Here is a 24,598-nt window from a genome sequence, read left to right as displayed (position 1 = left end):
CATTTCCGCCATCGAAAGATCGCGGAATCACCCCGGAATTGTTTCCGCAGCGCCACATGAAATCTTCGTCTCGTCACATCGCAACGCAAAACGCCGCCCGCGGTCGTTCGTGGACGAACGCAAAGGGGAAGTGGGGGTGCTACAGAGGGCTTAGTATGCGTCAGTTGTTTGCGTTTCGCCGGTTGCTTCGTTTCATCGCGCTGGCACTATGTTCGGTTTCCATCGTTGCATTCGTCACTCCAGCTTCGGCACGGCCTCACCACGGCGCAGGGCGACACGCTCGCGCTTATCACGCCGGCCATCATGCCAAGCATCATTACGCCTATCGCCACCATCGCCATGCTATCAGGACGTCGCGCTGGGATCGCAGCGCGCAGCGAATGCAGGCCGGCGGCTTTGCCGATACCAACCCGAGCTTCATGGAAAGCAGCCCCCAGATGGTTGCGCCCGGCGGCTTCGGCTCGCCCAGCGTCGTCACTGAGGCGCGCGCCGACCGCGGCCGTCGCGGCGCCCGGCTGCGGCAGGTCGAGCGCACATCACGCTGGGAGCGTGGGGTCGCGCAGATGCAGGCGCGCGGCCTTGCCAACGTCAACGCAAGCGTCGCAACGGATGCAAGCGTCGCGACAAATGCAAGCGCCGGAGCGAATTCAACCGTGACGCCGGCCGGCGGCGCGATGGCGTCCAGCTTCAGCTCGTCGAACGTCGTCGCCACAGCGCGCCGTTATCTCGGCGGCAACCCGACGGGACGCGGCAGGCTGTGGTGCGCGCGGTTCATGAACATGGTGCTGCAGCACTCCGGCTATCGCGGCACGGGCTCGGACATGGCGAGCTCGTTCTCGAAATACGGCCAGCGCGTTTCCGGTCCGCAGGTCGGCGCGATTGCGGTGATGACGCGCGGCCGCCGCGGCGGCCATGTCGGCGTCATCACCGGCATCGATGCCAAGGGCAATCCGATCATGATCTCCGGCAATAACGGCAACCGCGTCCGCGAAGCGCCGGTCTCGCGCGGCCGGATCTACGCCTACGTCATGCCGACGAGCTGAGGCGGATTGCGCTGCGTCCTCTCCCGGTTGTTGGCGGGGAGAGGACGCTTTCATCCGTTCGGATGATTCAAGTCGGCTTTGGATTGGCCGCTCGGCACCGCTTCGTCTCCGACGACGTGCAGCACGAACGGTTTGGGAGCGCGCTCATGTCCGCTACCGGCCGGAGCCAACGCCTTTCGGCTTGCACGCTTCGGCCGTGGGGCAGTCTGGCTTTCGGAAGAACGAAATAGCGTGTAGTCGCGGGCAAACAGCCAGCACGAAATCTGAAAGACGCCGTGGGTGATGAACAGGGCGGCAAGCACGTCGATCGAATAGTGATAGTGACCGAGCAGCACGACCGAGCCGAAGAAGGCAGTCAGCGCGAGATAGAACATTCGCCATTGCGGGATGTACCAGAAGGCAAGCGCGGCGAGAAACGGCAGGCCTGTGTGGCCGGAGAAGAATAGATCGCTGCCGTAGAAGATCGAGTTGAAGAACGGCGCCGGCTTCTGCGGATCGATAGGCGATGGCGCCATGTGGGTGAGCGCCACGAACACGGCGCGGACCAGCAGGAACAGCGCCACGGCCTTGAGCGCGAACGGCACCCGGTTCGGTCGCCAGGCCAGCAGGCTCGCCGTAATCACGAACGCTGCGAACGTCCCGTAAATGAAGAGAAAGCGCACGTTGAAGGGGCCAACGCGGCTCAGCACAAAATCGGTGACGTAATTGCTGGCGTGAACCGTGGCATAGGTGACCGCGGCGAATATCGCGATGGTGCTGGCGGCGAGGAAAGCTGCGCCCTCGGCGAGCGAGCGCAGATACGCGCGATTGCCCAGCAGCGTCCGGTAGAGCCGTAGGGTATCTTCCATGACCAATGCTCCGCGCAAATTTCCGCTGGGGCCAAGCCAATTGTCAACCGGGAGCGCGCAACTGTAATCTTGCGCGCGATAGCCGCGTGTGAAGCATGCCACATCTCGGAAATCCGTCTCGCTGAGCGGTATGATGAGGCCTATCCCGATGCCGCCGGGCTCTCACGGCCGTGATGATGCTTCGTGGGACGTCCGGCACGTAACAGTAGAACCATCAGATGAAGTCATTTTCTGAGTGCGACGAAGACATCCTGAAATGAATTGATGGTTTGATGATCTTTGCCTGATTGAGGCATAGGTGTCGTCATGCGCGAAGATATTACTTCTTCCAGTTTCCTTGCGGTTATCATTGTCGGCTTGATTGTGGTTTGTACCGGCTTTCTCGCGCTTGGAATGTGAAGTCCAGTCCCGGGTCGACCTTGTCGCGGCGCAGGCAAATGCGCGCCAGTTGAAGCCTGCTCGGCTGCACGGCTGGATGTACCCGGCGGTGAGGCCTGCCGGTCAACCGATCGAGGCATGAGGCGGCCAAGCGTGGCGCTGTCGCGGATATCCGACGAGGCCTGCTTCCAGCCAATTCATTCACGGGAGCGGTTCGACCTTCGCCGCCATGTCGGGCGCGCGCGTGACGCGGTATGTCGCGTTGCTGCATTTGAGGACCCAGACGGCGCGGTCCGGCTGCGAGCGCTTTTTGTCCCTCGTGGCGCCGAGCGCCTTGTCACAGGCAAACCCCTGCGTGCGAATCTGAGCCGCCAGCATGGTCTGCGGCGTTTCCGCCGCAACCTGTTGCGCCCGCGCCTGCGGGCTGAGAAGAACAGCAGCGATAGTCAGGGGTAATGATCGGAGCAATGATCCAGGTGCTTTGTACATGACGTCAACCCTCAAGGCAGGCATCCCGCTCATCTGAATGCCGAACTATACCGCAAAAACACCGGCGTTGTCCGCTTTGGCTCGGAAGGCCCGGTTGTGACCTCCGTGCTTCTCCCGATCGCGGAAATCGCCGGCCGCGAGCGTTAGATCCGCTTCGTGCCAGGACCCGGAACTTCGTCGCCGGATGGCCTTATCAATGAAGCTCGCCGAGCAGCGCCCTGGCCGTTCGAAGGTCGCTTGTGTCAAAACCTTCGGTGAACCAATCGTAGACGGGGGCGAGAAGGTCACGTGCCGTTTGCCGTTTTCCCTGATCGCTCAAGAGCCGCGCCAGGCTCATGGCCGCGCGCAATTCCCACGACTTTGCCTGCTGTGCCCGCGCAACGGTCAGGGAATGCTCGAAATGCGCTTGCGCTTTCGCCACGTCTCGCTGCGGCGACTTGAGCGCGATTTCACCGGCAACGCGATGCGCCTCAGCCTCGCACCATCTTTCCTTGGTTGCGTGCATCGCCGTCATTGCTTTGTCGATACAGCGCCAGGCATCATCGAATTGGCCCGAATTGGCATGGGCGATTGCCAACATGAACTCGTGCTCCGGCGTAAATATTGTCGATCCGGCCGACCGCCATAAATCAATGCCCGCCGTGACGATCTCGGCTGCTTTCGCGGCCTCCGTGAGTGTCAGGATATAACCCCGCCGTAACACGCCTTCCGCTTTTCGGAACGGGGCACCTTTCTCCTCGGCCAACACGACAAGCTCTTTGAGACGCTCGTCTGCCGCGTGGTAATTCCCGCAGTAAGTATTGATAAGAATAGGGAAATTCAGCGTAAACATCAAAGTCGCGGCGTGCTCGATCTGGCGCGCTTCCGTCAGCGCGCATTCTGCATCCTTGAGCGCAGCCTCGGGGTAACCGAGCAGCCACGAAGCCATCGAACGAAAGGCCAGGCACGTTACCCGGAGGTCCTGGCCAAATCGCGTCATCAATCGCTGGTGCTCGGCGGGGCGGTAAAGGGCGAGGGCTTCATTGTAGTGCGCCTTGGCATCAACGAGGTCTCCCATAAGCGCAAGCGTACTCGCCATGGTACGGTGTCCAATCATGCGCGGTGCCGCCGTTCCCTCCTTCTCGCCAAGGGCCAGAAATCGCGCTGCAAGCTCTCGCGCAACGTCACCATTGAAGTTTATGAAGTTGACGATCCACTGGCCAAACAGAGCCGAGAGCAGCAACGAAGGGTCATCGGGAGGTTCTCCGAGCCGCTCCGCTTGCTCGATCAGCGCTCTCACTTGAGCGACGGCAGCCTTCGTTTCGGGCGCGCCATATCCTTTGACATGCATGAGCGTGTTCAAGAGCGCGACGTGTAAAACGATCTGCTCGCGCCGCAGGTCGGGCGTAGAGGGCAAGGTTGCGATTTGTTCCAGGGCGTGGCCGAGTTGTTCAGCGGCTTCGACCAGCGCCGAACGCTCCTGTGAGCGCTGTCCCGCCTTGCCCCACAGGCGCGCTGACTTCTCGATCAGGTCGGCCTTAGCGTAGTGACGCGCCAGCAGCTCGGGCTGGCTCTCGGCGATTTCTGCGAACTGACTTTCGAGGATTTCGGCGATGCGCGCATGCAGCACGCGCCTTTGCTCCCGCAGCAGCGTACTGTAGGCTGCGTCCTGCACCAGCGCATGCTTGAACAGGTAGCTCGCATACGGCGGGGTGCCGTGCCGAAACAACAAACCCGCCGCAATGAGCCGGTCGAGGTCGGCGTCCAGTTCTTCCTTTGGTTTTCGCACGAGCGCGGCCAGCAACATGTGGGGAAATGCCCGGCCGATCGCTGCGCCGACCTGCGCCACGTTCTTCGCCGGGCCGAGCCGATCGAGCCGCGACATCAGCGAAGCCTGCAGGCTTGCCGGAACCGCCACAACAGGCGTTGGGCCCCCTGCGAAGGCCCGCTGCGCATCACTCTCACCCTCCGCGTCCAGCACCGCCTTGGTCATCTCCTCGGCGAACAGCGGAATGCCGTCGGTGCGCTCGATGATGTCCTGGCGGATGCCCGCCGGCAACGATCGGTTGCCGACGACGCGCTCGATCAGGAGATCGATGTCGCGCGGCGCCAGCCGATGGAGGGTCAGCTCAGTCACGTGCGGCCGTCCGATCCCGGGCGGACTGAATTCCGGCCTGAAAGTGACAAGTAACAGGAGCCGGTGACTCACGGCCCAGTCCACCGCCCGGGCGAACAATTCGAGGCTGGTTGGATCGGCCCAATGCGCATCTTCGAAAATCATCAGCACGGGATTGATCCGCACCAGCACCTCGATTTGCGAACCAAGCGCTTTCAGCGTTTTCTGACGACGGAGCTGCGGCTCGACTTCAACCGGAGGGTAGCGTCCGTCGTTGGGCAGCGACAGCATTTCGGCAAACAGCGCCGCGTCCTCTGAAGGCGTCGAGCTTTGCGCCAGCAGCGCGTCAAGCTTGTCCATTTTCGCTTGCTGGCTGTCATCGTGAGCAAAGCCGGCGGCGCGCAACATCTCGCCGATCACCGGATAGAGCGGGCTGTCGGTATGCTGCGGCGAGCAGAAGAACCGCAGGCGTATGTGCGGCTCGCGAGCAAGCTGTTCCAGCAGCGCGATGGTGAGCCGTGATTTGCCGATCCCCGCTTCACCGGAAAGCAGCACCACCTGACCTTCGCCACTCTTGGCCCGCTCCCATCGGCGCAGAAGTAGCTCGATTTCTTCATCACGACCGATCAGCGGCAGCAAATCGCTACTTTGGAGAGCATGCGATCGGCTGGTCACTGCTGTCTTGCCTGCGACTTGCCAGGCCGCGACTGGCTTTACGAATCCCTTGAACTCGACTTTACCGAGATCGAGATACTCGAATTGCGGTCCAGCGATCGTCTTTGTGCGACCCGAGATAATGACGGCGCCGGGTTGCGCGAGCGATTGCAGCCGGGCGGCAAGATTCGGGGTATCGCCGAGGATGCCATGCTCCTCGGAAATCGCGCTTTCCGACATATCGCCGACCAGCGCGACGCCTGTTGCGACACCGACGCGCGCGCTCAACTTTTCTTTCGCGGGCAGGGCGGCGACCGCCTGCACCAAGGCGAGGCTGGCGTGAACTGCGCGCTCCGCGTCGTCCTCGTGTGCGTGAGGATAGCCAAAATATGCCACCGCACCGTCGCCATGATGTCGCGCGACAAAGCCGTCGAAGCTGGCAACGGTTTCAGTAATACAGCGCCGGTAGTCGGCGATGATTGCGCCGAAGTCTTCGGGATCGAGCCGCGCGGAGAGCGCAGTCGATCCGACCAGGTCACAAAACAGTACCGTAAGCTGCCGGCGCTCGATCGGGCGCGAGTCCCGCGCCGTTGGTGCCGCTGAGGGAGAATCCACGCGCAATTTGGTCCCGCAGTCGCCGCAAAACTTGTTCAGGGCAGGGTTTGCCGCGCCGCAGGTCGGACAGCGCCGCACCACCGCCGCTCCGCACTGTCCGCAAAATTTTCTTTGCTCCGGGACTTCGGCTGCGCAATTCGTGCAGTGCATCCGGACCTCAACGGATATCAATAACGGCGCTACAATGCGCCAGAAGTCGAGCTATCCATGTGATCGTAGTCACAACTCCGGTTGATCCGTATCGAGGTTCCGTTCGCGCTCAAAAGTGCAGTCGGCTCGCTGAGGCGGACCGCCCGTTTCTGTCCCGAAGGAAGACGTCGTCGGGCTGCCCGCTCAGGTCTGCAGGGGCCAATTCCAGACGCGTGCTCCCGGAGAGCACCGTAGTCCGGACTTGGCCGGGACTTGGCAATGGCTCTCCTGAACGGATCATTGCTTCCGTTCATCAAGCACGGGCGTTGCCGTGCGCAGGGCCTGTTCGTACCGCTTCAGTTGGTCTTGCGGAAATTTCTGATTGGCCAGAAGTTCGTCAATCGTCTTGTTCTTCAAATGAATGATGCCGGACGACGTCAAGATGTCATCATCCACCGGTGCCGCGCTGCGTCGAAGTGCAAGCATTCGCTCGATACGCTGCAAGGCGAGACGATGGCGTTGCTCTCCCTTCCTCGCGTGTTCGACATAATGCGACAGCCGCTCGGTGGACATCGCCCGGGCACTCTCCTCATCGCCTTCGATAAGCCGGAGCAGTTGCTCGTCGATGATGTCGCTGCACACATCGATGCATTCGTCGCAAATAAACACGGCCGGGCCGGAAACCAGCTTGTTCACTTCATGCTGGTTCTTGCCGCAGAAAGAACAATAGAGCACCGCTTGCGGCGTTGGGCCCTGGTGCCCGGCCGTCGAACCGGCACGCGGTTGCGCCGTATCGATCCTGGCGGACAGGATGTTCCAGTTGTCGTAGCCGAACGTCTTCGCGATCAGCTCCAGGGATTCGCTATGGGTGATCTCCATAGCCTTGGCCTTCAAGGCATCGCGCAGGGAATGCGCCATGACTTTCGCATCGCGGAAATCGCGCATGAGGGCACCTCTCTATCGACGAACGGAGGAGATCGGTGCCTGCCTTGCCGACCCGTTCGCCAATGGCGAGGGCGCGGAGATAGATTGATACGTTCACCATCCCCGTAGGGCGCAGGCGGCGGGTGTATCGACCCGGTCATGATGATGGCGCGGCAACGCGCGTTGTCAACTCAAAATGATCGGGGGGCGACGCCGAGGACCTACGAGCTTTTAATCCCAATAAAGAGTCGCCCGTCGGGTAAGTCGGCTGCATTCCGCTTCGCTCCTGCATGCGATCGCCCAAAAACCCGCTGCGCGCAAAATCTAATTTGCTGAACAGTTTCAATCTGATTTGGGTCGTCCAGTTTCCTTGGCAAAAATAATTCGCTTCCCCGTCGCCCCAAATCAGTGGCTATTTCCGCGCTGTCCCGTCTCGACAAGAGGGGCGTATCGCGATCGTCACGAACGCGGGATGGGATGCGGTGGACGCGATGGCGCCGGCGCGCAGATGGAATCGCAGGGCAAGTTATCTTGTGAGCGAAATCCGGCGCGCAGGACGTACGGCGCTGATGCGTACGGCAAAACCGTGTGGTCCCGACACCCGTGGCTGGTGCCAAGCTGCCGGTGGCGAATTTGATCCAACCGGATCGATTGAGCCATCAAGCCGGCAGCGATGGAGGCAAGACGAATTCGTCTCCAGGGAGAGCGCGGCATAAGCCGTCAACCCATTGCGCAGGGAATGCCGGCGTGCTCCGGCTGTACCTGTATGCTCGTGTGCGCACTTCCTTGTGCCCATTGCACACGAGACCGCGGGTGCAGCAAGCACCCGGCATTCCCTGCTCCCTCTCAGGAGGGAAAAGGTTCAGGCAAACCTCGGGCGCAAGTCGCGCCGCGAGAACGCGAGACTGTATCCAGCCGTCAGTGCGAGCGAAGCGAAGCAATCCATGGCGCCACAAAAAGGAAGAATGGATTGCTTCGCTTCGCTCGCAATGACGTGAATAGGTCCGGGAGTCGAACTACAACAATTCCGGCTGTTCCGCCGCGATCACCTCGCCGTCGCTGATCGTGCCGCCCGTGATCACCTCGGCATAGATCCCGCAATCGGCGTGAGAGAGCCTGCGCTGCAGCGCCTGGGGGATGGCGAGGTCGCGCTGGGCCGTATCCGGATCGACATTGACGGCGGCGCAGCGGACGATGCGCTTCACCACCTTGAGTCTCACGTCGCCGATCGCCAGCGTTTGGTCGAGGAGGTCGAATTCGTGCCAGGCCGGCCAGCCCTCGACATAGAGATTGGCGCGGAAGCGAAGCGGATGGACCGGCGCACCCACCATGTTCTCGATGGCGCGGACGCTGGCGAGATTGATGATGGAGACGACCTTGCGGGCGAGATCCGAAAAGCTGTGTCCCGGGCTTTCGAGCACCTTTGGCGGACCCTTGATCTGGCCGGCATAGGCGGTGGCGAAGAAGTTCTCGATTGTCCGCCGGCCCTCCGGCGTTGCCAGATTGCCTTGGGCCACGATCCGGCCGTTGTGGTTAATCGAGAGGACGTTGCTCGCATCGTCGAACTGGGTGCGCAGGCCGGCCAGCCATTCGTCCCGCATCAGCATCAGGAAGTGCGGTTTCGGCAACCATTTCGGCTCGGCCGGATCGAAGCCGGAGGGACCATTTTCGATCGCGTAGCGGCGGTCGGCCAGAAGCGTCTGACCGGGGCTGAGCTCGGCGCGGGTAAGCTGTTCGGGGGTCAGGCCCTTGACGGGGTAGCGATAGATTCCGGTGATCCGGGCAGGCGGGGCTGTGGCAGGCATGCCGCTTATTAAGGGATTCCGTTGTCGTGCGCCACCGCTCCCGAATTTGTGACCGGGCCTCTTCCGTTTTGCGCCATGATGCCCACATTTGCGTCAAGCCTGAAAAGCGGGCGACGAACCGCGGCCGGTTGAGAAATGTCAATGCGGTTCGCGGATACCCCAATGAAGATGCCGTAATCATGCCTCAGGGGTGGGGACGGCAGGCCGAGGGAAGTAAACGACATGAATATTGAAAAATACACCGAGCGGGCGCGCGGCTTCGTCCAGTCTGCGCAATCGCTGGCGGTGCGCGACGGACATCAGCAGTTCTCGTCGCTGCATATGCTCAAAGTACTGCTTGATGATAGTGAGGGGCTGGCTAGCGGTCTGATCGACCGCGCCGGCGGTAACTCCCGCGCGATCCTCAAGGCGACCGAGGATGCGCTGAAGAAGCTGCCGAAAGTCTCGGGAAGCGGCGCCGGACAGATCTATCTTGCGCCCGATATGGCGCGCGCCTTCGGTGCGGCGGAAAAGGCCGCCGAGAAGGCCGGCGACGGCTTTGTCACGGTCGAACGGCTGCTGCTGGGCCTGACGCTCGAGAAGGGCAGCGAGGCCGGTGCGATTCTCGGCAAGGGCGGCGTCACACCCCAAAACCTCAATTCGGCGATCGAAGCGCTGCGCAAGGGCCGGACCGCCGATAGCGCGACGGCCGAAAATGCCTATGACGCGCTGAAGAAATATGCCCGCGACCTGACGCAGGCCGCGCGCGACGGCAAGCTCGATCCCGTGATCGGCCGCGACGAGGAAATCCGCCGCACCATCCAGGTGCTCTCCCGCCGTACCAAGAACAATCCCGTGCTGATCGGCGAGCCCGGCGTCGGCAAGACCGCCATCGTCGAGGGCCTGGCGCTGCGCATCCTCAACGGCGACGTGCCGGAAAGCCTGAAGGACAAGAAGCTGCTCTCGCTCGACATGGGAGCGCTGATTGCGGGCGCCAAATACCGCGGCGAGTTCGAGGAGCGGCTGAAGGCCGTGCTGCAGGAAGTCACCACGGCCGAAGGCTCGATCGTCCTGTTCATCGACGAGATGCATACGCTGGTCGGCGCCGGCAAGGCCGATGGCGCGATGGATGCGTCCAACCTGTTGAAGCCCGCATTGGCGCGCGGCGAACTGCATTGCATCGGCGCCACCACGCTCGACGAATACCGCAAGCATGTCGAAAAGGACGCGGCGCTGGCGCGCCGGTTCCAGCCGGTGTTCGTTTCCGAGCCGACGGTCGAGGATACCATCTCGATCCTGCGCGGGCTGAAGGACAAGTATGAGCAGCACCACGGCGTTCGCATCGCCGATTCCGCGCTGGTTGCCGCGACCACGCTGTCAAACCGCTACATCACCGACCGTTTCCTGCCCGACAAAGCGATCGACCTGATGGATGAGGCTTCGGCGCGGCTGAAGATGCAGGTCGATTCCAAGCCGGAAGAACTCGATCTGATGGACCGGGAAATCATCCGGCTGAAGATCGAGCAGGAGGCGCTGAAGAAGGAAACCGATATCGGCTCCAAGAGCCGCCTGCAGGCGCTGGAAAAGGAACTGGCCGATCTCGAGGACAAATCGGCGGCGCTGACGGCGCGCTGGAGCGCGGAGAAGAACAAGCTCTCCGACGCGCAGAAGCTGAAGAGCGAGCTCGACGCCTTGCGCATCGAACTGGCGAACGCGCAACGCCGCGGTGAATTCCAGCGCGCGGGCGAGCTCGCCTATGGCAAGATTCCGGAACTGGAAAAGAAGCTAGCAGACATCGAAGAAGAAGATGCCGGCGAGATGATGGAAGAGGCGGTGACCGCCAACCACATCGCGCAGGTGGTGTCGCGCTGGACCGGTGTTCCCGTCGACAAGATGCTGGAAGGCGAAAAGGACAAGCTCCTGAAGATGGAGGGTTCACTCGGCAAGCGCGTGGTCGGCCAGGCCGAAGCCGTGCGTGCGGTGGCGACCGCCGTGCGCCGTTCGCGCGCTGGCCTGCAGGATCCGAACCGCCCGATGGGCTCGTTCATGTTCTTAGGGCCCACCGGCGTCGGCAAGACCGAGCTGACAAAGGCGCTGGCGGAGTACCTGTTCAACGACGAGACCGCGATGGTCCGCCTCGACATGTCGGAATACATGGAGAAGCACTCGGTCTCGCGCCTGATCGGCGCGCCTCCCGGCTATGTCGGCTATGACGAGGGCGGGGCGCTCACCGAAGCGGTGCGGCGCAGGCCCTATCAGGTCGTCTTGTTCGACGAGATCGAAAAGGCGCACCCCGACGTCTTCAACGTGCTGCTGCAGGTGCTCGACGACGGTCGCCTGACCGATGGCCAGGGCCGCACCGTCGACTTCCGCAACACGCTGATCATCATGACCTCGAACCTCGGTTCGGAGTTTTTGGTCAACCAGCCGGAGGGCGAGGATACGATGGCTGTGCGCGAGCAGGTGATGGGCATGGTGCGGGCGCATTTCCGGCCCGAATTCCTCAACCGTGTCGACGAGATCATCCTGTTCCACCGCCTGCAGAAGAGCGAGATGGGCCGGATCGTCGAGATCCAGTTCGCCCGCCTGCAGAAGCTACTGGAGGATCGCAAGATCACGCTGACGCTCGATGCCGCGGCGCGCGACTGGCTGGCCGCCAAGGGCTGGGACCCCGCCTATGGCGCAAGGCCGCTAAAGCGGGTGATCCAGCGCAACCTGCAGGATCCGCTGGCTGAGATGATCCTCGCCGGCGAGATCGCCGACGGCGACCGCGTCGTGATCTCGAGCGAAGGCAACGTGCTGACCTTCAACGGCCACGCGCCGCAGACCGCCGAGATCGCGCAGTTCGAAGCGCCGGTGTCGAAGCGTAAGCTGAACTGACGCTAGAAGTGTAAGTCGGCCTGACCTAAATGAGATGCTCCGACGCGCGACGCGCGCCGGGGCATCTCAGCCTTGCGTGATGGAAGGTCCGGTGGAAGGCCCGGGGTCGTCATCATCGTCAGGCTCAAGCTCGGAGAGAATATCGACGAGCTCGCGAACCCGCCCCGTCGCCAGCGGCCGGCCTGCATTCATCATCGGCTCGTCATTCGCGAGCCATGCTTGGGCCTCAGCCAGCTCCTCAACCGTCGCACCGGTCGCGATCATTTGGGCGATGGTCACGTCGTCGGCGGAGCCGATCGCCTTGATGACGTCGTCCCGGGTAATGCGCTCTGATCCCGACAGGCTTGCCATGACATTCCTCCATCGAGGGCTCGCCGATCAAAATCAAACAGTCCACTCCCATTCAGTTCCCCGGCCGCCGATGAAAATTGGGGCGGTGGGAAGAAAAAACGAACGCGCTCACGCCCGCACAAAGCACCTCCTGATACCGCGACGTCACGGAATGTCGGGCCCTTGCACGAAAAGAGGGTGTTGTTGAAAAGACGCACGTATCGCGTCATCTCGTAAGGGCTGTGAGATTCTCCTTGAACAACTTCATGCCGGGTCCCCACAATCCCTGACGGGGGGCGTGCGATGCGTGGCGTGGGTATCGTAGGAGCCGGCGTTGGTTTGGACTGTTGGGGAAGCCTTGGACTTCGCGCGCTTTTTGAGAATCGACAATTTTAAATTGAGGCTGCAATTTTGAACTGGAATGGCTGAAAGCCAGGACGACATTTTTAGGTGTGCTCTTTAGTCGTGTTCGCGCGGGGAGGGACGGCCGTGTTGAGCGTTAGTTTGTTCGGCGCCAGTCGAGTTACCCGTAGTAGCGAACAGATTTGGTCGGATCTCGGTCCAGCCGGGCGGCGATTGGCTGGATTCCTCTTCACGTTTCCGGATCGTCCGCATCGCCGCGAGCGGCTTATCGACTTGTTTTGGCCGGAGCTGGATACCGAGAGGGGGCGCCGAGCCATGAACTCTGCGGTCTGGCGGCTGCGGAAGCTGCTTGCGTCGTCTCCCGAATACCAGGACGGCCACGGTTTGAGGACCGTTGGCCCCGAGACCATTCTTGAGAAGACACCGTGGCTGGACGTTGACACTTGGGCGTTGCTTCACGCCGCACGGAGCACGCTCAGCGGGCTCGAGGCCCAGCCGGAACCATCGAGAATGAAGGAGGTTCTCGCGGTTTTGTATCGGTACGAGGGGCCATTTCTGGACGGCGAAGATGCCGAATGGATCCTGGAAGAACGCGAGCGGCTTCACTCCCTTTTCATCCAGTCGGCCATGATCATGGTTCGTCATCTCGGGCTTTGTGGTTACTACCACGACGCGATCCAGCTCGCCCGTCATTCGCTGCGCTTCGATCCCTATCGTGAAGAGCTGGTTCGGCATCTCCTGACCCTGCTCGCGCTCGACGAAAGACGAATCGATGCCATCAGGTACTACGATCATTGGATCGGCCTGATCCGGAAGGAGCTCGGCATTTCGCCGCTTCCGGCGACACGTGCGATCATCGAAGAGATCAGGAACCTGCATAATGCCGAAAACGCTCAGCGCCTGCGCGCGCGCCTGATCGGTCGGGACGAAAAGCAGATTTTTGCAATTTGAGCGCCAGCCGCCCGGCCTCGGACGGCAGCTTTACCCACCAAACTCCGCACTCACACCGTCGACCAAGTCCGGGCAGGGCGAAACCCGCGGCTTTCCAGGGCACGCCGTGACCTTGCCGTGATCCGCAGCCGATCCGCCGGGCAGCGGATCGTGGACCGGCCGTGAGCGGACGACGACAACTCCCGAACGATCGCAGGATTGTCCCGAGTTCAGGCCATGCGACCGTCGGCGCATGGACTCACAGCGACCACTGCTCGATCAGGTTTTCATTCTGCGCTTCTGGCGTGAAAGCGCCGATGCCAGCGAAGACGCGCGTTGGCGGGTCCTGGTCCGCAACATCAACACCCGCCGGCGCGACGTGGTCGACGATGTGCAGCGCGCCTTTGCGATTGTCGCCTCCAATTTGAATGCAGCCGCTGGCGAGCATGAGGGGCAGAAGCATTTGGACATTGAACCGTCAAAACCTGAGCATTGAGAGATATTGCGTGCGCGTAGCCGATCACCCAACCAGTAAAGGCCAACCGCCGCGAGCGAAAGCCCGGCGGGGCCGCGACTTCGCTCGTGCTTGTCACGATGGGCCGATTGCCATCATGCGCCACACGGCAGTTTTTTTTGCTTTTGCCGCCGCACTCTCGCTCACGAATTGCAAGGGATTTGTGCGGGAGATGTGGGAGCGTGCGATGCGTGCGGGTATTGTTGCGGGCTGCGTTGCGTTGGCGCTGCTTGTGGGTGGATGCGACACCCTTGATGGGCGCTATACGAGGGAGGGCGTCGGAACTGAGCTTTATACTCCGGAAATCGTAAATCAGGCGCGTCTTCAGGAAATATATGTTGGGTATATCTGCCAACAGGCAGGTCTTTCATATGAGCAGAGCGGCGATATCCTCTATTGTCTTGAGCCGGCAGTCTCTCGAAATTGGCAGGTTTTCGTTCAGGCGGGCCTGAACGACATCGACCGTCGATGTGACGGCTATCTCACTTGGCTCGACAATAGACGCCGTTCGGTTGGCCCGATACATCAGCAAATTCTGGACACGGAAGCGGCAACTCTCTTGATCCTCGGCGCCACGGCCGCGGATCCTACCAAAGCCATTGCCGTTGTAGGCGCAGCTTTTGGTCTGGCCGCCCATTCGTTCACCAATTTCAACAACCGTTTCCTTTTCGAAGTCGAGAAATCTACGGTGCAAACGGTCGTTTTGACGCGGCAACAACAGTATCGAGAAGCTCTTCCGAAACTTATCGATAACAGGCCAGCAGCCATTTACGCGCTTCGTCAATATCTGCGGCTCTGCATGCCGATGACGATCGAGACCCAGATCAACACGACAGTGAAACTGTTCGAACGCGGTGGAACGGTGGCCCTGCAGCAATCCGCGGCCCGCCCGATGATCGATGCCGGTACGGTCAGTACGGCGACGACACGCGTCGCTTTTACGCCGTTGACTGACATCACAACCAGAATTCGGAAATTTTCGAATGCCAATTCGAAGAATCAGGCAGCAGTAGAAGCTTGGTTGAGCAAGAACAACGTTGACATGCCGATCGCGTTTTTTCTGCGATCTCCCAATCGCGAACTCCAGCAGAAGATGGTTCGGGAGCTCGGAATTCCGTAACCCACAAGGGGAGGGCAAGGATGGCTATGTTCACTATGCCTGACATCCCGGAAAACGAGCTTCCGGACATCCTATCTGATCTTGCGAGGCAGCCCCAATTTCGGGTGGTTAAAAAGATAAAGCAGCCGAACGGCCTTTTTACATTGGAAGTCGAAAAGGTACCTGTACCCGTTCTCGGTCAAGATGGTGGTTCCGGTACTCCGGGAGGTACTACCGGTCAATTGCCCACGGGTGCGACTACGCCACCGATTGGCATCGATGGTGCAATTCTTCGTCTTGCCTCGGGGTCGTTTCGCCGGCCCAACGGACCCATCGTGATGGCTCTCCAACTGGCCCTTATCAAAGCGGGACAGGCGATGGAGCCGGACGGTGATTTCGGAAAAATTACGTGCGACGCATTGCGTCGCTGGCAGAACGGGCAGGGTCTACCTCAGAGCAATTCTATTGATGCGGAGCAATGGCAGAAGTTAACGGGACTGCCGCCGCCCTCGCTATTCGATGTTTGCGTCAACGTGGTTGCGGATTTTGAGGGCACTGGATTTGATCGCGTCGTCGGCAATTTTGACGGCGCCGGAATTACCTTCGGTCTAATCGGCTTCACGCTCGTCAACGGCGAGATTCGACGGATATTGTCGGCGATAGAGGCGCTTCGTCCAGGCATCGTCGCGACGACCTTCGGTGCGCTCCATCCCGAGCTTATGTCTATTCTGGAATCTTCCAAAAGCGCGCAACTAAATTGGGCTGATGGAATTTCTCTTGGCGCATCAAAAATGGAAGTTGCCAAACCCTGGAAGGACGCGTTTCGGCGAATTGGACAATTTCCAGAGGTACGGCGAGCACAATTGGAGCGAGCCTACACCATCTATTGGAAGGCCGCGCAGCAGCATATCGTGGACTTCATGACGGGCAAATCCGTAGTGGATCAGGACGCTGCGCTTTGGTTCGACATTGCGGTGCAAAACTCCGTCAGTCAGAGCGAACGGAATAGCCTGAAAAACGTAGCTTCGTCGATCGCGGGCGGTGAACCTCTGCGCGAAGCCTTTGCGACAGTGATTGCAGACGGAAGCTCACCAAGGTTTCGAAAGGATGTGCTCTCGCGAAAAATGACTTACGCAACCGGGCGTGGTGTTGTTCACGGCTCGGAATATCAGCTTTCTGACTGGGGTCTTACGGGAACGAAGGTGAGCGCTCAACAACTCGCCTCGACATCGTCAATTATCCAGATTCTGGGAGCAGGCGTCTCTGCAGCACACGAAGTAATATTTGCGCCGGACGATGAGGCTGGAGAAGCGGCCAGCATGACCGGTCCGACTGTAATTCCAGTCGTGCCGGAGGGCACCGCGGCTGCCGTGGTGAGCCCGCACGCGGGCTGGGCGCTCTACACCAAGTTCGTCGACTTCGTGGCCACTCTGGGATTGCGGCACTTTGTTGCTGACGAACTCTTGTTCCTCGGAAACCAAAACGGGGCAGGATCTTGCAAGGGGTTAAACGACTACCCGCCAGAAATCCTTTGGCGCAATATCGCACCAACCGTAGCGGTACTTGATAAGTTACGCGAAGAACTCGGGGCGCCGATGCATTTTCTTAGCCTTTATCGCGCGCCCGCGTACAATCGATGCATCGACGGGTCAGCCACAAATAGTTTTCATATGCGCTACCAGGCCATTGACTTCGTCTGTGATGTCGGCCGGCCCAGCGTTTGGGCCGGAAAGCTGAGAGAATACAGGAGTAGGGGTGTGTTCTCTGGAGGTATTGGTGTCTACAATTCGTTCGTGCATTGCGACACAAGGGGGGTGAACAGGGATTGGACGGGATAAGAGCGCATTTGCGGTGCGCGCTTCGTTGCCTCGCCCCTACTTCTTCGTGACCCCCTACTTCTTCGTGACCTTGTAAATCGCGTTCTCTATATCCGACGAGAAGTAGATCACCCCCGTTGCCCCAACGCCCACGCCGGTCGGAATGTTACTCGGCAGTCCTCCAGGTGCGGCCGGCAATCCGATCGGCAGGTTGGCGGCGATCTCGCTGACGGCTCCGCTGGCCGGGTCGATCGATACGATAGACCGCGCCCCGCTCCGGCGGCGAGGCCGACCGGTCCTTCGAGGCCGTGAACCACCACGGTGCGGTCCTTGCCGTGCTCGCCGCTGGCGCGGACCAGCGATTTGCTGCCGAGCTGCCGTTGCCGAGCTTGACCGCGTCGTGCGGCGCCTTGAAGCCGCTCAGCATCTCCTCCGTCTTGCCGCTCAGTTGCACCATACCGATGAACCAGTTCGTGTGCGGGCCGTCATCGCCTTTACGGTCGGACCGGGATCGGTAGCAACAGGTGCAATATTGAATTCCGGAGCGGTGACGCACAAACCACTGTCGCCGCACCGTTCGAGTTCATTCACCAACCCGGCGCCGGGCAGACTTGTCCAACGCCGGGCCGGCTTATCCAAAAAGTTTGGCCTCAGCGGCCTGTCGTCAGCCGAGGCGGGATCTGGGACATCATCCAGAGTTCGATCGCCGCCAGGATCGCCACGGCCGCGCCGATCACCACATGCACGGTCATCGCGGTGGTTCCCTGGAAGCCCAGGACCCAGGGCGAAACCAGCGCCCAAAGTCCGACGACGAGGTTCAACCACTCCTCCCAGACCGCGTATGCCGCCAGTGCCGCCACCGCAAGGACCGCGATAACGAGACCGGTAATATTAGCATTCGCAGAGACCTTTCCGGCGTCGAACCCAAATATCCAGGGCGATAACAGAAGAATCGCACCAAGGACCAGGTTCGCGACGTCACAGAATTTTGCGTTCGTCCAGTTCTCCATGACAGCCTCCATTGGAGGTTTTTCTATGCAAATCAACCGGATAACCCCGTTCCGGTTCCGTTGCGGGCGGAAAATTTGATGAAACTGGAGTGGCCACTGTCGGTTGGTGCCTGAGCAGGGGCGTGCTCCGGTGGAAATTTTCCCGATCCCGAGGCAGGAGGCGCTTTCATGACCAGGGAACTCGTTACCCGCGACGCACCCGTGTTCGATCAGTTTCCCCCGGGCATTTACGGCACCGCGGTCGGTCTTGTCGTTTGGTTCGCCGCCGCGGCCTGGATCTTGTTCGACCGCCAAAGTGACATCGGGCTTCCGCTCGCGATGGTGAGTGTCCTGCTGCTGGTCGCCGTGATGCTGCCTTGGTCGCTGTCCCTGGTCTGGAGCAGGCACCGGATGCCCAACGAGCGGAATCCGAACAGCATTTCACTGCGCGATTGGAGAAGGGGCGACTTCGTGGTCTGGGGCGGCCGGCTTCGTGGCACGCAGGCCGCCATCGACATGCTGCTGCCGCTTGCGGCCGTGGCATTCGGTCTTACGGCGCTGGGAATCGTCTTTCTAATCTGCGCCAACGGCGCTCGCTAGACGGCTGCGGCCCGTTAGCGCGGCTACTTCCTCACCACCTTGTAAATCGCGTTCTCGATATCCGACGAGAAGTAGATCACCCCCGTTGCCCCAACGCCCACGCCGGTCGGAATGTTGCTCGGCAGTCCTCCAGGTGCGGCCGGCAATCCGATCGGCAGGTTGGCGGCGATTTCTGTGACGGCTCCGCTGGCCGGGTCGATCTGAATGATCCGCTTGGCGCCGACTTCGGCGACGATCAGCTTGCCGTCGGGCGCCAGCGCGATGCCTTCAGGCCCCTTCAGATCCTTGGCGATCACGGCTTTCTCGCCGTTGGCTTCCACCTTCGACACCTGGCCGGCAAAGGCTTCGGTCAGATAGACCGCGCCGCCCGATCCGGCAGCGAGCCCGACCGGCCCTTCGAGGTTGCCAAGCACCACGGTGCGGTTCTTGCCGTGCTCGCCGCTGGCGCGGACCAGCGATTTGCTGCCAAGTTCGTTGACGAGAATGCTGCCGTCGCCAAGCTTGACCGCGTCGTGCGGCGCCTTGAAGTCGTGCAGCATCGCCTTGGTTTTGCCGGTCTTGCGGTCGATCAGTTGCACCGTGCCGGTGAACCAGCTTGACAGCAGCACGTCGTCGCCTTTGGCGGTCGCGCTCATCGGATATTCCAGCGTCACGCCGTCGGCATGCATGCGGGCGGGTTCGGAGACTTCGCCGGTCGCGCCATCCACGGTGCGGTAGGCGAAGACGTCGGCGACGTAGATCGTGTCCTTGCCCCCATCGGAGACCACACCGATGCCGCCGGGCAGCGCCAGATTGCCAATGATCACCTGTTTGGCAGCGCCGGTTTCCGGATCGACCTCCTGAATGCCGTTATCGGCCATGTTGGAGACGAAGATGCGATCCTTGTCGTCGATCGCGAGATTGTCGAGCGAGGGCTTGAGCTGGGCTATCATTTTCTTGGCGCCGGTCTTCGGATCGACCCGCACCAACTGGCCGAGCGCGGTGTCGACCACAAAGAGATTGCCCTTGGAATCGAAATTGACCGCGGCCGGAATCTTGAAGCCGTCGGCGACCACGCTTAGTTCGGCCTTGTCGACGTCGACCTTGGCGATCTGGCCCTTGAACCACAGCGGGCCGTACAGCATGTCGTCCGGCCCGAATTCGAAGCCGTTGAGGCCGCCCATCTTTTCCATGATCTTGCGCGGCGGTTTTACGCCTTCGACGTCGATCTCATAGAGCGCATCGCCGAGGAAAACCTGGGTCGCGTACAGCCGTCCATCCTTGCGGAAGGCGAGCGAGTTGATGCCGGGCAGGCTGGAGGCGAGTTTCTTGACCGGGGCGTCGCCCTTGCGCGAATAGAGATCGCCGGTGAGGAAGGCCGTCCACGCCATGGTGCCGTCGGGCGCAAACGCGATGTCGTCGGACATGCCTTCCGGGGAGGGGACCGCAATCTTCGCCGTGCCGTTGTTGCGATCGACCTCATAGAGCGCGGCGCCTGCGACGCTGCCGGCGAACAGGCGGCCGGACTTGTCGATCCCGAGCCCGTGGACGCCATGAAACGCCGAGCCGGGAACGAGCTTGGTGACCTCATAGGTCTGCGCCGAGGCGCCGGCCGTGGTGCCTGCAACGATCGCCGCAACAGTCGCCCAAAGCGCAAGCCTGCTCGTCATGACGCGTCCTCCCAGTGTTTTTATGGGAGGCAGTATTTGTCGCGGCTGGCCGTTTGGCAAACGAAACTGTCGCAAAAAGCGCTGTGCCGCTGCCATAAATCCGACACGGGGCGTGAGAAGCCCCATCCGATTTTCAAGATTTTATCGAAGGCTCAGCGGCTGATCTGACGCGTCTGCTGCGCGGCACCGGCTGCTTCGGAAACGCGGGCCGCGCTGCCGCGGTTGTTCATCTGCACATCGAGGCGGTCGCGCTCTTTTTCGAAGTTCGCCATCATCGCGCCTTCGAGCGAGCGGCCTCGGGGCAGCTTGACGCGCATCGGATCGACGAAGCGGCCGTTGACCAGGATTTCGTAGTGGACATGGGCGCCGGTCGACATGCCCGTCGATCCGACGAAGCCGATCACCTGGCCCTGGCGCACGCGCTTACCGGGCTCCATGCCCTTGGCGAACGCCGACATGTGACCATAGGCGGTCTCGTAGCCGTTGTTGTGTTTCAGGCGGACATATTTGCCGTAGCCGCCTTCCCAGCCGACCTTTTCGACCACGCCGTTGCCGGAGGCGAAAATCGGCGTGCCGTAGGGGGTCGCCCAGTCCACGCCGGTGTGCATCTTGGTATAGCCGAGGATCGGATGGCGGCGGCCGCCGAAGCCCGAACGCATGATCGCGTTGTTGACGGGTTTGCGCACCAGGAACTTCTTCGCGCTCTTGCCGGTCTCGTCGTAAAAGTCGACGACGGAATCGTCGGGCGTCTGGAACCGATAGTATTTCTTGGTCTCGCCGCCGACGGTGAGCGAAGCGAACAGCACTTCCGTCTTTTCGGTGGTGGGTGTGCCTTCGTCGTCGCCGGCGAAGAATACGTCGAAGGAGTCGCCCGGCTGCACCTTGCGCTGGAAGTCGACGTCGTAGGAATAAATCCGGACCATGTCCTCGATCACGGCGGCCGGCACCTTGTTGCGCAGGGCGGTCTCGTAGATGCTCTGGTAGAGCCGGACGCCGCTGCCGTCATCCTCATCGTCGTCGTCGTCATCCTTGCCGGTGGCGGTCTCGGCGACGGTATTCATGCTCTGCACGTCGACGGCGACGTATTTGCCGACGTCCGACAGGGCGGCCACGGCTTCGACGGTGGTGTCGTTGGCGACGATCACGCGATAGGGCTGCAGCCGGGCGGCGGGGCCGAGCCCCGAGGGCACCATCAGGATGCGGACCTTCTGGCCTTCCTTCAGGCCACCGTCGCGGCCGCGGGGGCCAAGGGTCAACGCAACCGCCCTGGCTTCGTCGGGTGTCGCGCCCAGATCGCGCAGGATCGAAGCGATCGTGTCGCCCTTCTTCACGACGTGAACGCGTTCGCCGGACGGATTGCCGCCGGTGATCTGGTCCTTGGTCTTCGGCAGCAACGTGACGTTTTCCGGCACCACGCGGGTTTCAAAGCCGGCATAGGGATCGGAGACGTTGCCTTCGGTGGCGTAGGCGAGCTTGAGATCGGACTGCACGCCGCTGGCGTCGGCTGAGGCATTGGCAAGCGACGTGTAGCGGACGCCGCCCGAGCCGCGCCAGTTCGCGGCATCCCGTACCCGCATCAGGACTTCGTCGAGCGCGACCACGGCGGCGAGTTTCGCCTTCGGCAGCACCGTTGCGAGATCCTTGGTAACGAAGGAAACCTCGGCGTCGGGTTCGACGGCCTCGGGATTGTTCGGATCCTCGGAAGCGGCCTGTGTCGTGGTGCCGACATCGGTCAGCATGCGCTGGGCGTTGAACGGCGGGATTTTTGAGCTGAGATCGCTCGTCGTCATCGACAGATTGCCGGAGATGCGGACGAACGGCCGCACCCGCATCACGTCGCGGTTGCCGACGCGGGTGACGGTCGATACCCGCATCACATTGCGCGAGGCGCTGGATTCGCCGGGAGGCGGCAGGCGGTCGCTCTTGTGCAGGGTGGCGGTGCGATCGTTGGCGCCGAACGCCCCGCGCAGCGCGCCCTCAACCCGCTCGGGAACCTTGGCAAAGGTCATTTCGCCATCGAGGGACGCAAAAACGGCGCCGCCGATGAGAGCCGCGCCGCACAGACCGGTCAGGATAGTCCCGCTAAACCATTGTACGGAGACACGGCGGCGATCGATCACCGCGGCCTCGGAGCCATCGACGGAAAGCGGCGGCTCGTGACCGAGATCGATGATCCCGGTCTCGCGTCCATAGCCGCTCCCGCGTGGCGCCCTCTGGCTCAACCCTGTATCCCCCCAAATTCCAACCACATCCGACAAGACCCTCGCCCGATCCGACCCCACGTTTTCGCCCTTTAAAGGGCGCTAGTCCGGAGCATGGCGTGCCGCACGCATATTGATTCGTGAATCAGAGGCCAGAAGAAGACCGGCCAGAGTCTCGAACGTCAACGGTTGTGCAGATCTCTCGAAGTTGCTCGGCCGCATGGGAAAGGCAACGGGTTCATCGAAATTGCCTGTCCCGGGTAGATGACCACCGGCAGCCCCCACTGGCATCCGGTGATTCAATGCATACCTTATAGTCAGAACGTCGCAGGATTGTGGCTCTAGTGCGGCCAAAGCCCCCAAATATAGGGACTTCTTGGCGTCGCAAATTTCTTCGACGTGATGCGACAATTTGTTGACGATGGCCGTTGACAACCCCGATCGGGCGGGCCTATAACCCGGCCACTGAGCGCGGCGATGCATTGGCCCCCGAGGCCAACGCATCTATTCGCGCCCCGTAAGCTCCTCATTACGATGAGTGACTCAACAGCCGATAACAGTCGGTTGTTATTTGTCGTCGGATGAGGTCTGCGGGAACCTTCCAGAAGTGGAAGGATGGGATCCCAGCGATCCCGGGCTGTTTGACAAGTGAAGATGAAGAAAGAGAAACGTGGACGGCGGAGTCCTTGCGTAGTCTCGAATACTTGAAAACTTCGGTTTTCATCTTTCGAGGCTGGACGAAAGACTTCGGCGGTACACGTTTACATAGGTTACACCATCGTCGTCCGCGATGTGAATCGCAGGCGATAAATATGGTGGGACCTCGTCAAACGTTGTGATCAGCCGGTTTAAAGTTTCAAGTCCAACTTGAGAGTTTGATCCTGGCTCAGAGCGAACGCTGGCGGCAGGCTTAACACATGCAAGTCGAGCGGGCGTAGCAATACGTCAGCGGCAGACGGGTGAGTAACGCGTGGGAACGTACCTTTTGGTTCGGAACAACACAGGGAAACTTGTGCTAATACCGGATAAGCCCTTACGGGGAAAGATTTATCGCCGAAAGATCGGCCCGCGTCTGATTAGCTAGTTGGTGAGGTAATGGCTCACCAAGGCGACGATCAGTAGCTGGTCTGAGAGGATGATCAGCCACATTGGGACTGAGACACGGCCCAAACTCCTACGGGAGGCAGCAGTGGGGAATATTGGACAATGGGCGCAAGCCTGATCCAGCCATGCCGCGTGAGTGATGAAGGCCCTAGGGTTGTAAAGCTCTTTTGTGCGGGAAGATAATGACGGTACCGCAAGAATAAGCCCCGGCTAACTTCGTGCCAGCAGCCGCGGTAATACGAAGGGGGCTAGCGTTGCTCGGAATCACTGGGCGTAAAGGGTGCGTAGGCGGGTCTTTAAGTCAGGGGTGAAATCCTGGAGCTCAACTCCAGAACTGCCTTTGATACTGAAGATCTTGAGTTCGGGAGAGGTGAGTGGAACTGCGAGTGTAGAGGTGAAATTCGTAGATATTCGCAAGAACACCAGTGGCGAAGGCGGCTCACTGGCCCGATACTGACGCTGAGGCACGAAAGCGTGGGGAGCAAACAGGATTAGATACCCTGGTAGTCCACGCCGTAAACGATGAATGCCAGCCGTTAGTGGGTTTACTCACTAGTGGCGCAGCTAACGCTTTAAGCATTCCGCCTGGGGAGTACGGTCGCAAGATTAAAACTCAAAGGAATTGACGGGGGCCCGCACAAGCGGTGGAGCATGTGGTTTAATTCGACGCAACGCGCAGAACCTTACCAGCCCTTGACATCCCGGTCGCGGACTTCAGAGATGGAGTTCTTCAGTTCGGCTGGACCGGAGACAGGTGCTGCATGGCTGTCGTCAGCTCGTGTCGTGAGATGTTGGGTTAAGTCCCGCAACGAGCGCAACCCCCGTCCTTAGTTGCTACCATTTAGTTGAGCACTCTAAGGAGACTGCCGGTGATAAGCCGCGAGGAAGGTGGGGATGACGTCAAGTCCTCATGGCCCTTACGGGCTGGGCTACACACGTGCTACAATGGCGGTGACAATGGGATGCTAAGGGGCGACCCTTCGCAAATCTCAAAAAGCCGTCTCAGTTCGGATTGGGCTCTGCAACTCGAGCCCATGAAGTTGGAATCGCTAGTAATCGTGGATCAGCACGCCACGGTGAATACGTTCCCGGGCCTTGTACACACCGCCCGTCACACCATGGGAGTTGGTTTTACCTGAAGACGGTGCGCTAACCCGCAAGGG

Annotated in this window: 16 protein-coding genes, 1 rRNA gene and 2 pseudogenes (1 of these 19 only partly in view); 7 read left to right on the top strand and 12 right to left on the bottom strand. The window is 60.8% G+C overall.

What is annotated here, in order from left to right; all coding sequences use genetic code 11:
- Window positions 1-155: 155 nt before the first annotated feature.
- Window positions 156-1,043 (top strand): TIGR02594 family protein, encoded by an 888-nt coding sequence (locus tag V1286_RS30095; protein WP_334485784.1) that lies wholly within the window; start codon window positions 156-158, stop codon window positions 1,041-1,043.
- Window positions 1,044-1,093: 50 nt separating this feature from the next.
- Here V1286_RS30095 and V1286_RS30090 read toward each other — a convergent pair whose 3' ends face one another.
- From V1286_RS30090 to V1286_RS30065, 6 genes and pseudogenes are all read right to left on the bottom strand, one after another.
- On the bottom strand, window positions 1,094-1,891 hold the full coding sequence (locus tag V1286_RS30090; protein ID WP_334485782.1) for a phosphatase PAP2-related protein: 798 nt from the start codon (window positions 1,889-1,891) through the stop codon (window positions 1,094-1,096).
- Between the two features lie 579 nt (window positions 1,892-2,470).
- Window positions 2,471-2,758, bottom strand: a complete 288-nt coding sequence (locus V1286_RS30085) for a hypothetical protein (RefSeq protein WP_334485780.1) — start codon at window positions 2,756-2,758, stop codon at window positions 2,471-2,473.
- Between the two features lie 193 nt (window positions 2,759-2,951).
- A complete protein-coding gene (locus tag V1286_RS30080) occupies window positions 2,952-6,272 on the bottom strand; it encodes an adenylate/guanylate cyclase domain-containing protein (RefSeq protein ID WP_334485778.1) in 3,321 nt (1,106 codons plus the stop codon).
- Between the two features lie 594 nt (window positions 6,273-6,866).
- Window positions 6,867-6,986, bottom strand: a pseudogene (locus tag V1286_RS30075) (ClpX C4-type zinc finger protein); the annotation flags it as partial.
- Window positions 6,987-7,037: 51 nt separating this feature from the next.
- Window positions 7,038-7,196: pseudogene (locus V1286_RS30070) on the bottom strand (glyoxalase superfamily protein); the annotation flags it as partial.
- A gap of 995 nt (window positions 7,197-8,191) precedes the next feature.
- Window positions 8,192-8,980: an MOSC domain-containing protein gene (locus V1286_RS30065; RefSeq protein ID WP_334485776.1), complete on the bottom strand. Its 789-nt coding sequence runs from the start codon at window positions 8,978-8,980 to the stop codon at window positions 8,192-8,194.
- Between the two features lie 222 nt (window positions 8,981-9,202).
- Here V1286_RS30065 and clpB point away from each other — a divergent pair, with 222 nt between their 5' ends.
- Entirely contained in the window at window positions 9,203-11,839 is a 2,637-nt protein-coding gene (clpB, locus tag V1286_RS30060) for an ATP-dependent chaperone ClpB (RefSeq protein ID WP_334485774.1), read from the top strand.
- 66 nt (window positions 11,840-11,905) lie between these two features.
- On the opposite strand, the gene V1286_RS30055 is transcribed toward clpB, so the two are convergent.
- Window positions 11,906-12,190, bottom strand: a complete 285-nt coding sequence (locus V1286_RS30055; RefSeq protein ID WP_334485772.1) for a hypothetical protein — start codon at window positions 12,188-12,190, stop codon at window positions 11,906-11,908.
- Window positions 12,191-12,658: 468 nt separating this feature from the next.
- Between V1286_RS30055 and V1286_RS30050 the strand changes: the two genes are divergently transcribed.
- Entirely contained in the window at window positions 12,659-13,483 is an 825-nt protein-coding gene (locus tag V1286_RS30050) for an AfsR/SARP family transcriptional regulator (protein ID WP_334485770.1), read from the top strand.
- Window positions 13,484-13,721: 238 nt separating this feature from the next.
- Here V1286_RS30050 and V1286_RS30045 read toward each other — a convergent pair whose 3' ends face one another.
- Entirely contained in the window at window positions 13,722-13,925 is a 204-nt protein-coding gene (locus V1286_RS30045) for a hypothetical protein (protein ID WP_334485768.1), read from the bottom strand.
- A gap of 43 nt (window positions 13,926-13,968) precedes the next feature.
- Between V1286_RS30045 and V1286_RS30040 the strand changes: the two genes are divergently transcribed.
- Both V1286_RS30040 and V1286_RS30035 read left to right on the top strand, forming a co-directional pair.
- On the top strand, window positions 13,969-15,096 hold the full coding sequence (locus tag V1286_RS30040; protein ID WP_334485766.1) for a hypothetical protein: 1,128 nt from the start codon (window positions 13,969-13,971) through the stop codon (window positions 15,094-15,096).
- A 20-nt stretch (window positions 15,097-15,116) separates the two neighbouring features.
- A complete protein-coding gene (locus V1286_RS30035) occupies window positions 15,117-16,913 on the top strand; it encodes a D-Ala-D-Ala carboxypeptidase family metallohydrolase (protein WP_334485764.1) in 1,797 nt (598 codons plus the stop codon).
- Window positions 16,914-17,058: 145 nt separating this feature from the next.
- Here the strand turns inward: V1286_RS30035 and V1286_RS30030 are convergent, their stop codons facing one another.
- Window positions 17,059-17,349, bottom strand: a complete 291-nt coding sequence (locus V1286_RS30030) for a hypothetical protein (RefSeq protein WP_417021194.1) — start codon at window positions 17,347-17,349, stop codon at window positions 17,059-17,061.
- A 193-nt stretch (window positions 17,350-17,542) separates the two neighbouring features.
- Complete coding sequence (locus V1286_RS30025; RefSeq protein ID WP_334485762.1) at window positions 17,543-17,902, bottom strand: SPW repeat protein; 360 nt, start codon at window positions 17,900-17,902, stop codon at window positions 17,543-17,545.
- Window positions 17,903-18,070: 168 nt separating this feature from the next.
- Here V1286_RS30025 and V1286_RS30020 point away from each other — a divergent pair, with 168 nt between their 5' ends.
- Window positions 18,071-18,481, top strand: a complete 411-nt coding sequence (locus V1286_RS30020) for a hypothetical protein (RefSeq protein WP_334485761.1) — start codon at window positions 18,071-18,073, stop codon at window positions 18,479-18,481.
- A gap of 23 nt (window positions 18,482-18,504) precedes the next feature.
- On the opposite strand, the gene V1286_RS30015 is transcribed toward V1286_RS30020, so the two are convergent.
- The gene (locus tag V1286_RS30015) at window positions 18,505-20,130 is read right to left on the bottom strand and encodes a Vgb family protein (RefSeq protein WP_334485759.1); all 1,626 of its coding nucleotides are present in this window, start codon (window positions 20,128-20,130) and stop codon (window positions 18,505-18,507) included.
- A 152-nt stretch (window positions 20,131-20,282) separates the two neighbouring features.
- The gene (locus V1286_RS30010) at window positions 20,283-22,352 is read right to left on the bottom strand and encodes a M23 family metallopeptidase (protein ID WP_334485757.1); all 2,070 of its coding nucleotides are present in this window, start codon (window positions 22,350-22,352) and stop codon (window positions 20,283-20,285) included.
- Window positions 22,353-23,194: 842 nt separating this feature from the next.
- On the opposite strand from V1286_RS30010, the gene V1286_RS30005 reads away from it, so the two are divergent.
- Window positions 23,195-24,598, top strand: a 16S ribosomal RNA gene (locus V1286_RS30005) (it continues 87 nt past the right edge of the window).

Origin of the sequence: Bradyrhizobium algeriense, assembly GCF_036924595.1 — a bacterium.
GTDB classification, from domain to species: domain Bacteria; phylum Pseudomonadota; class Alphaproteobacteria; order Rhizobiales; family Xanthobacteraceae; genus Bradyrhizobium; species Bradyrhizobium algeriense.
The sequence above is the reverse complement of the archived record's forward strand: the minus strand, read 5'-3'. Positions and strand labels throughout refer to the sequence as shown.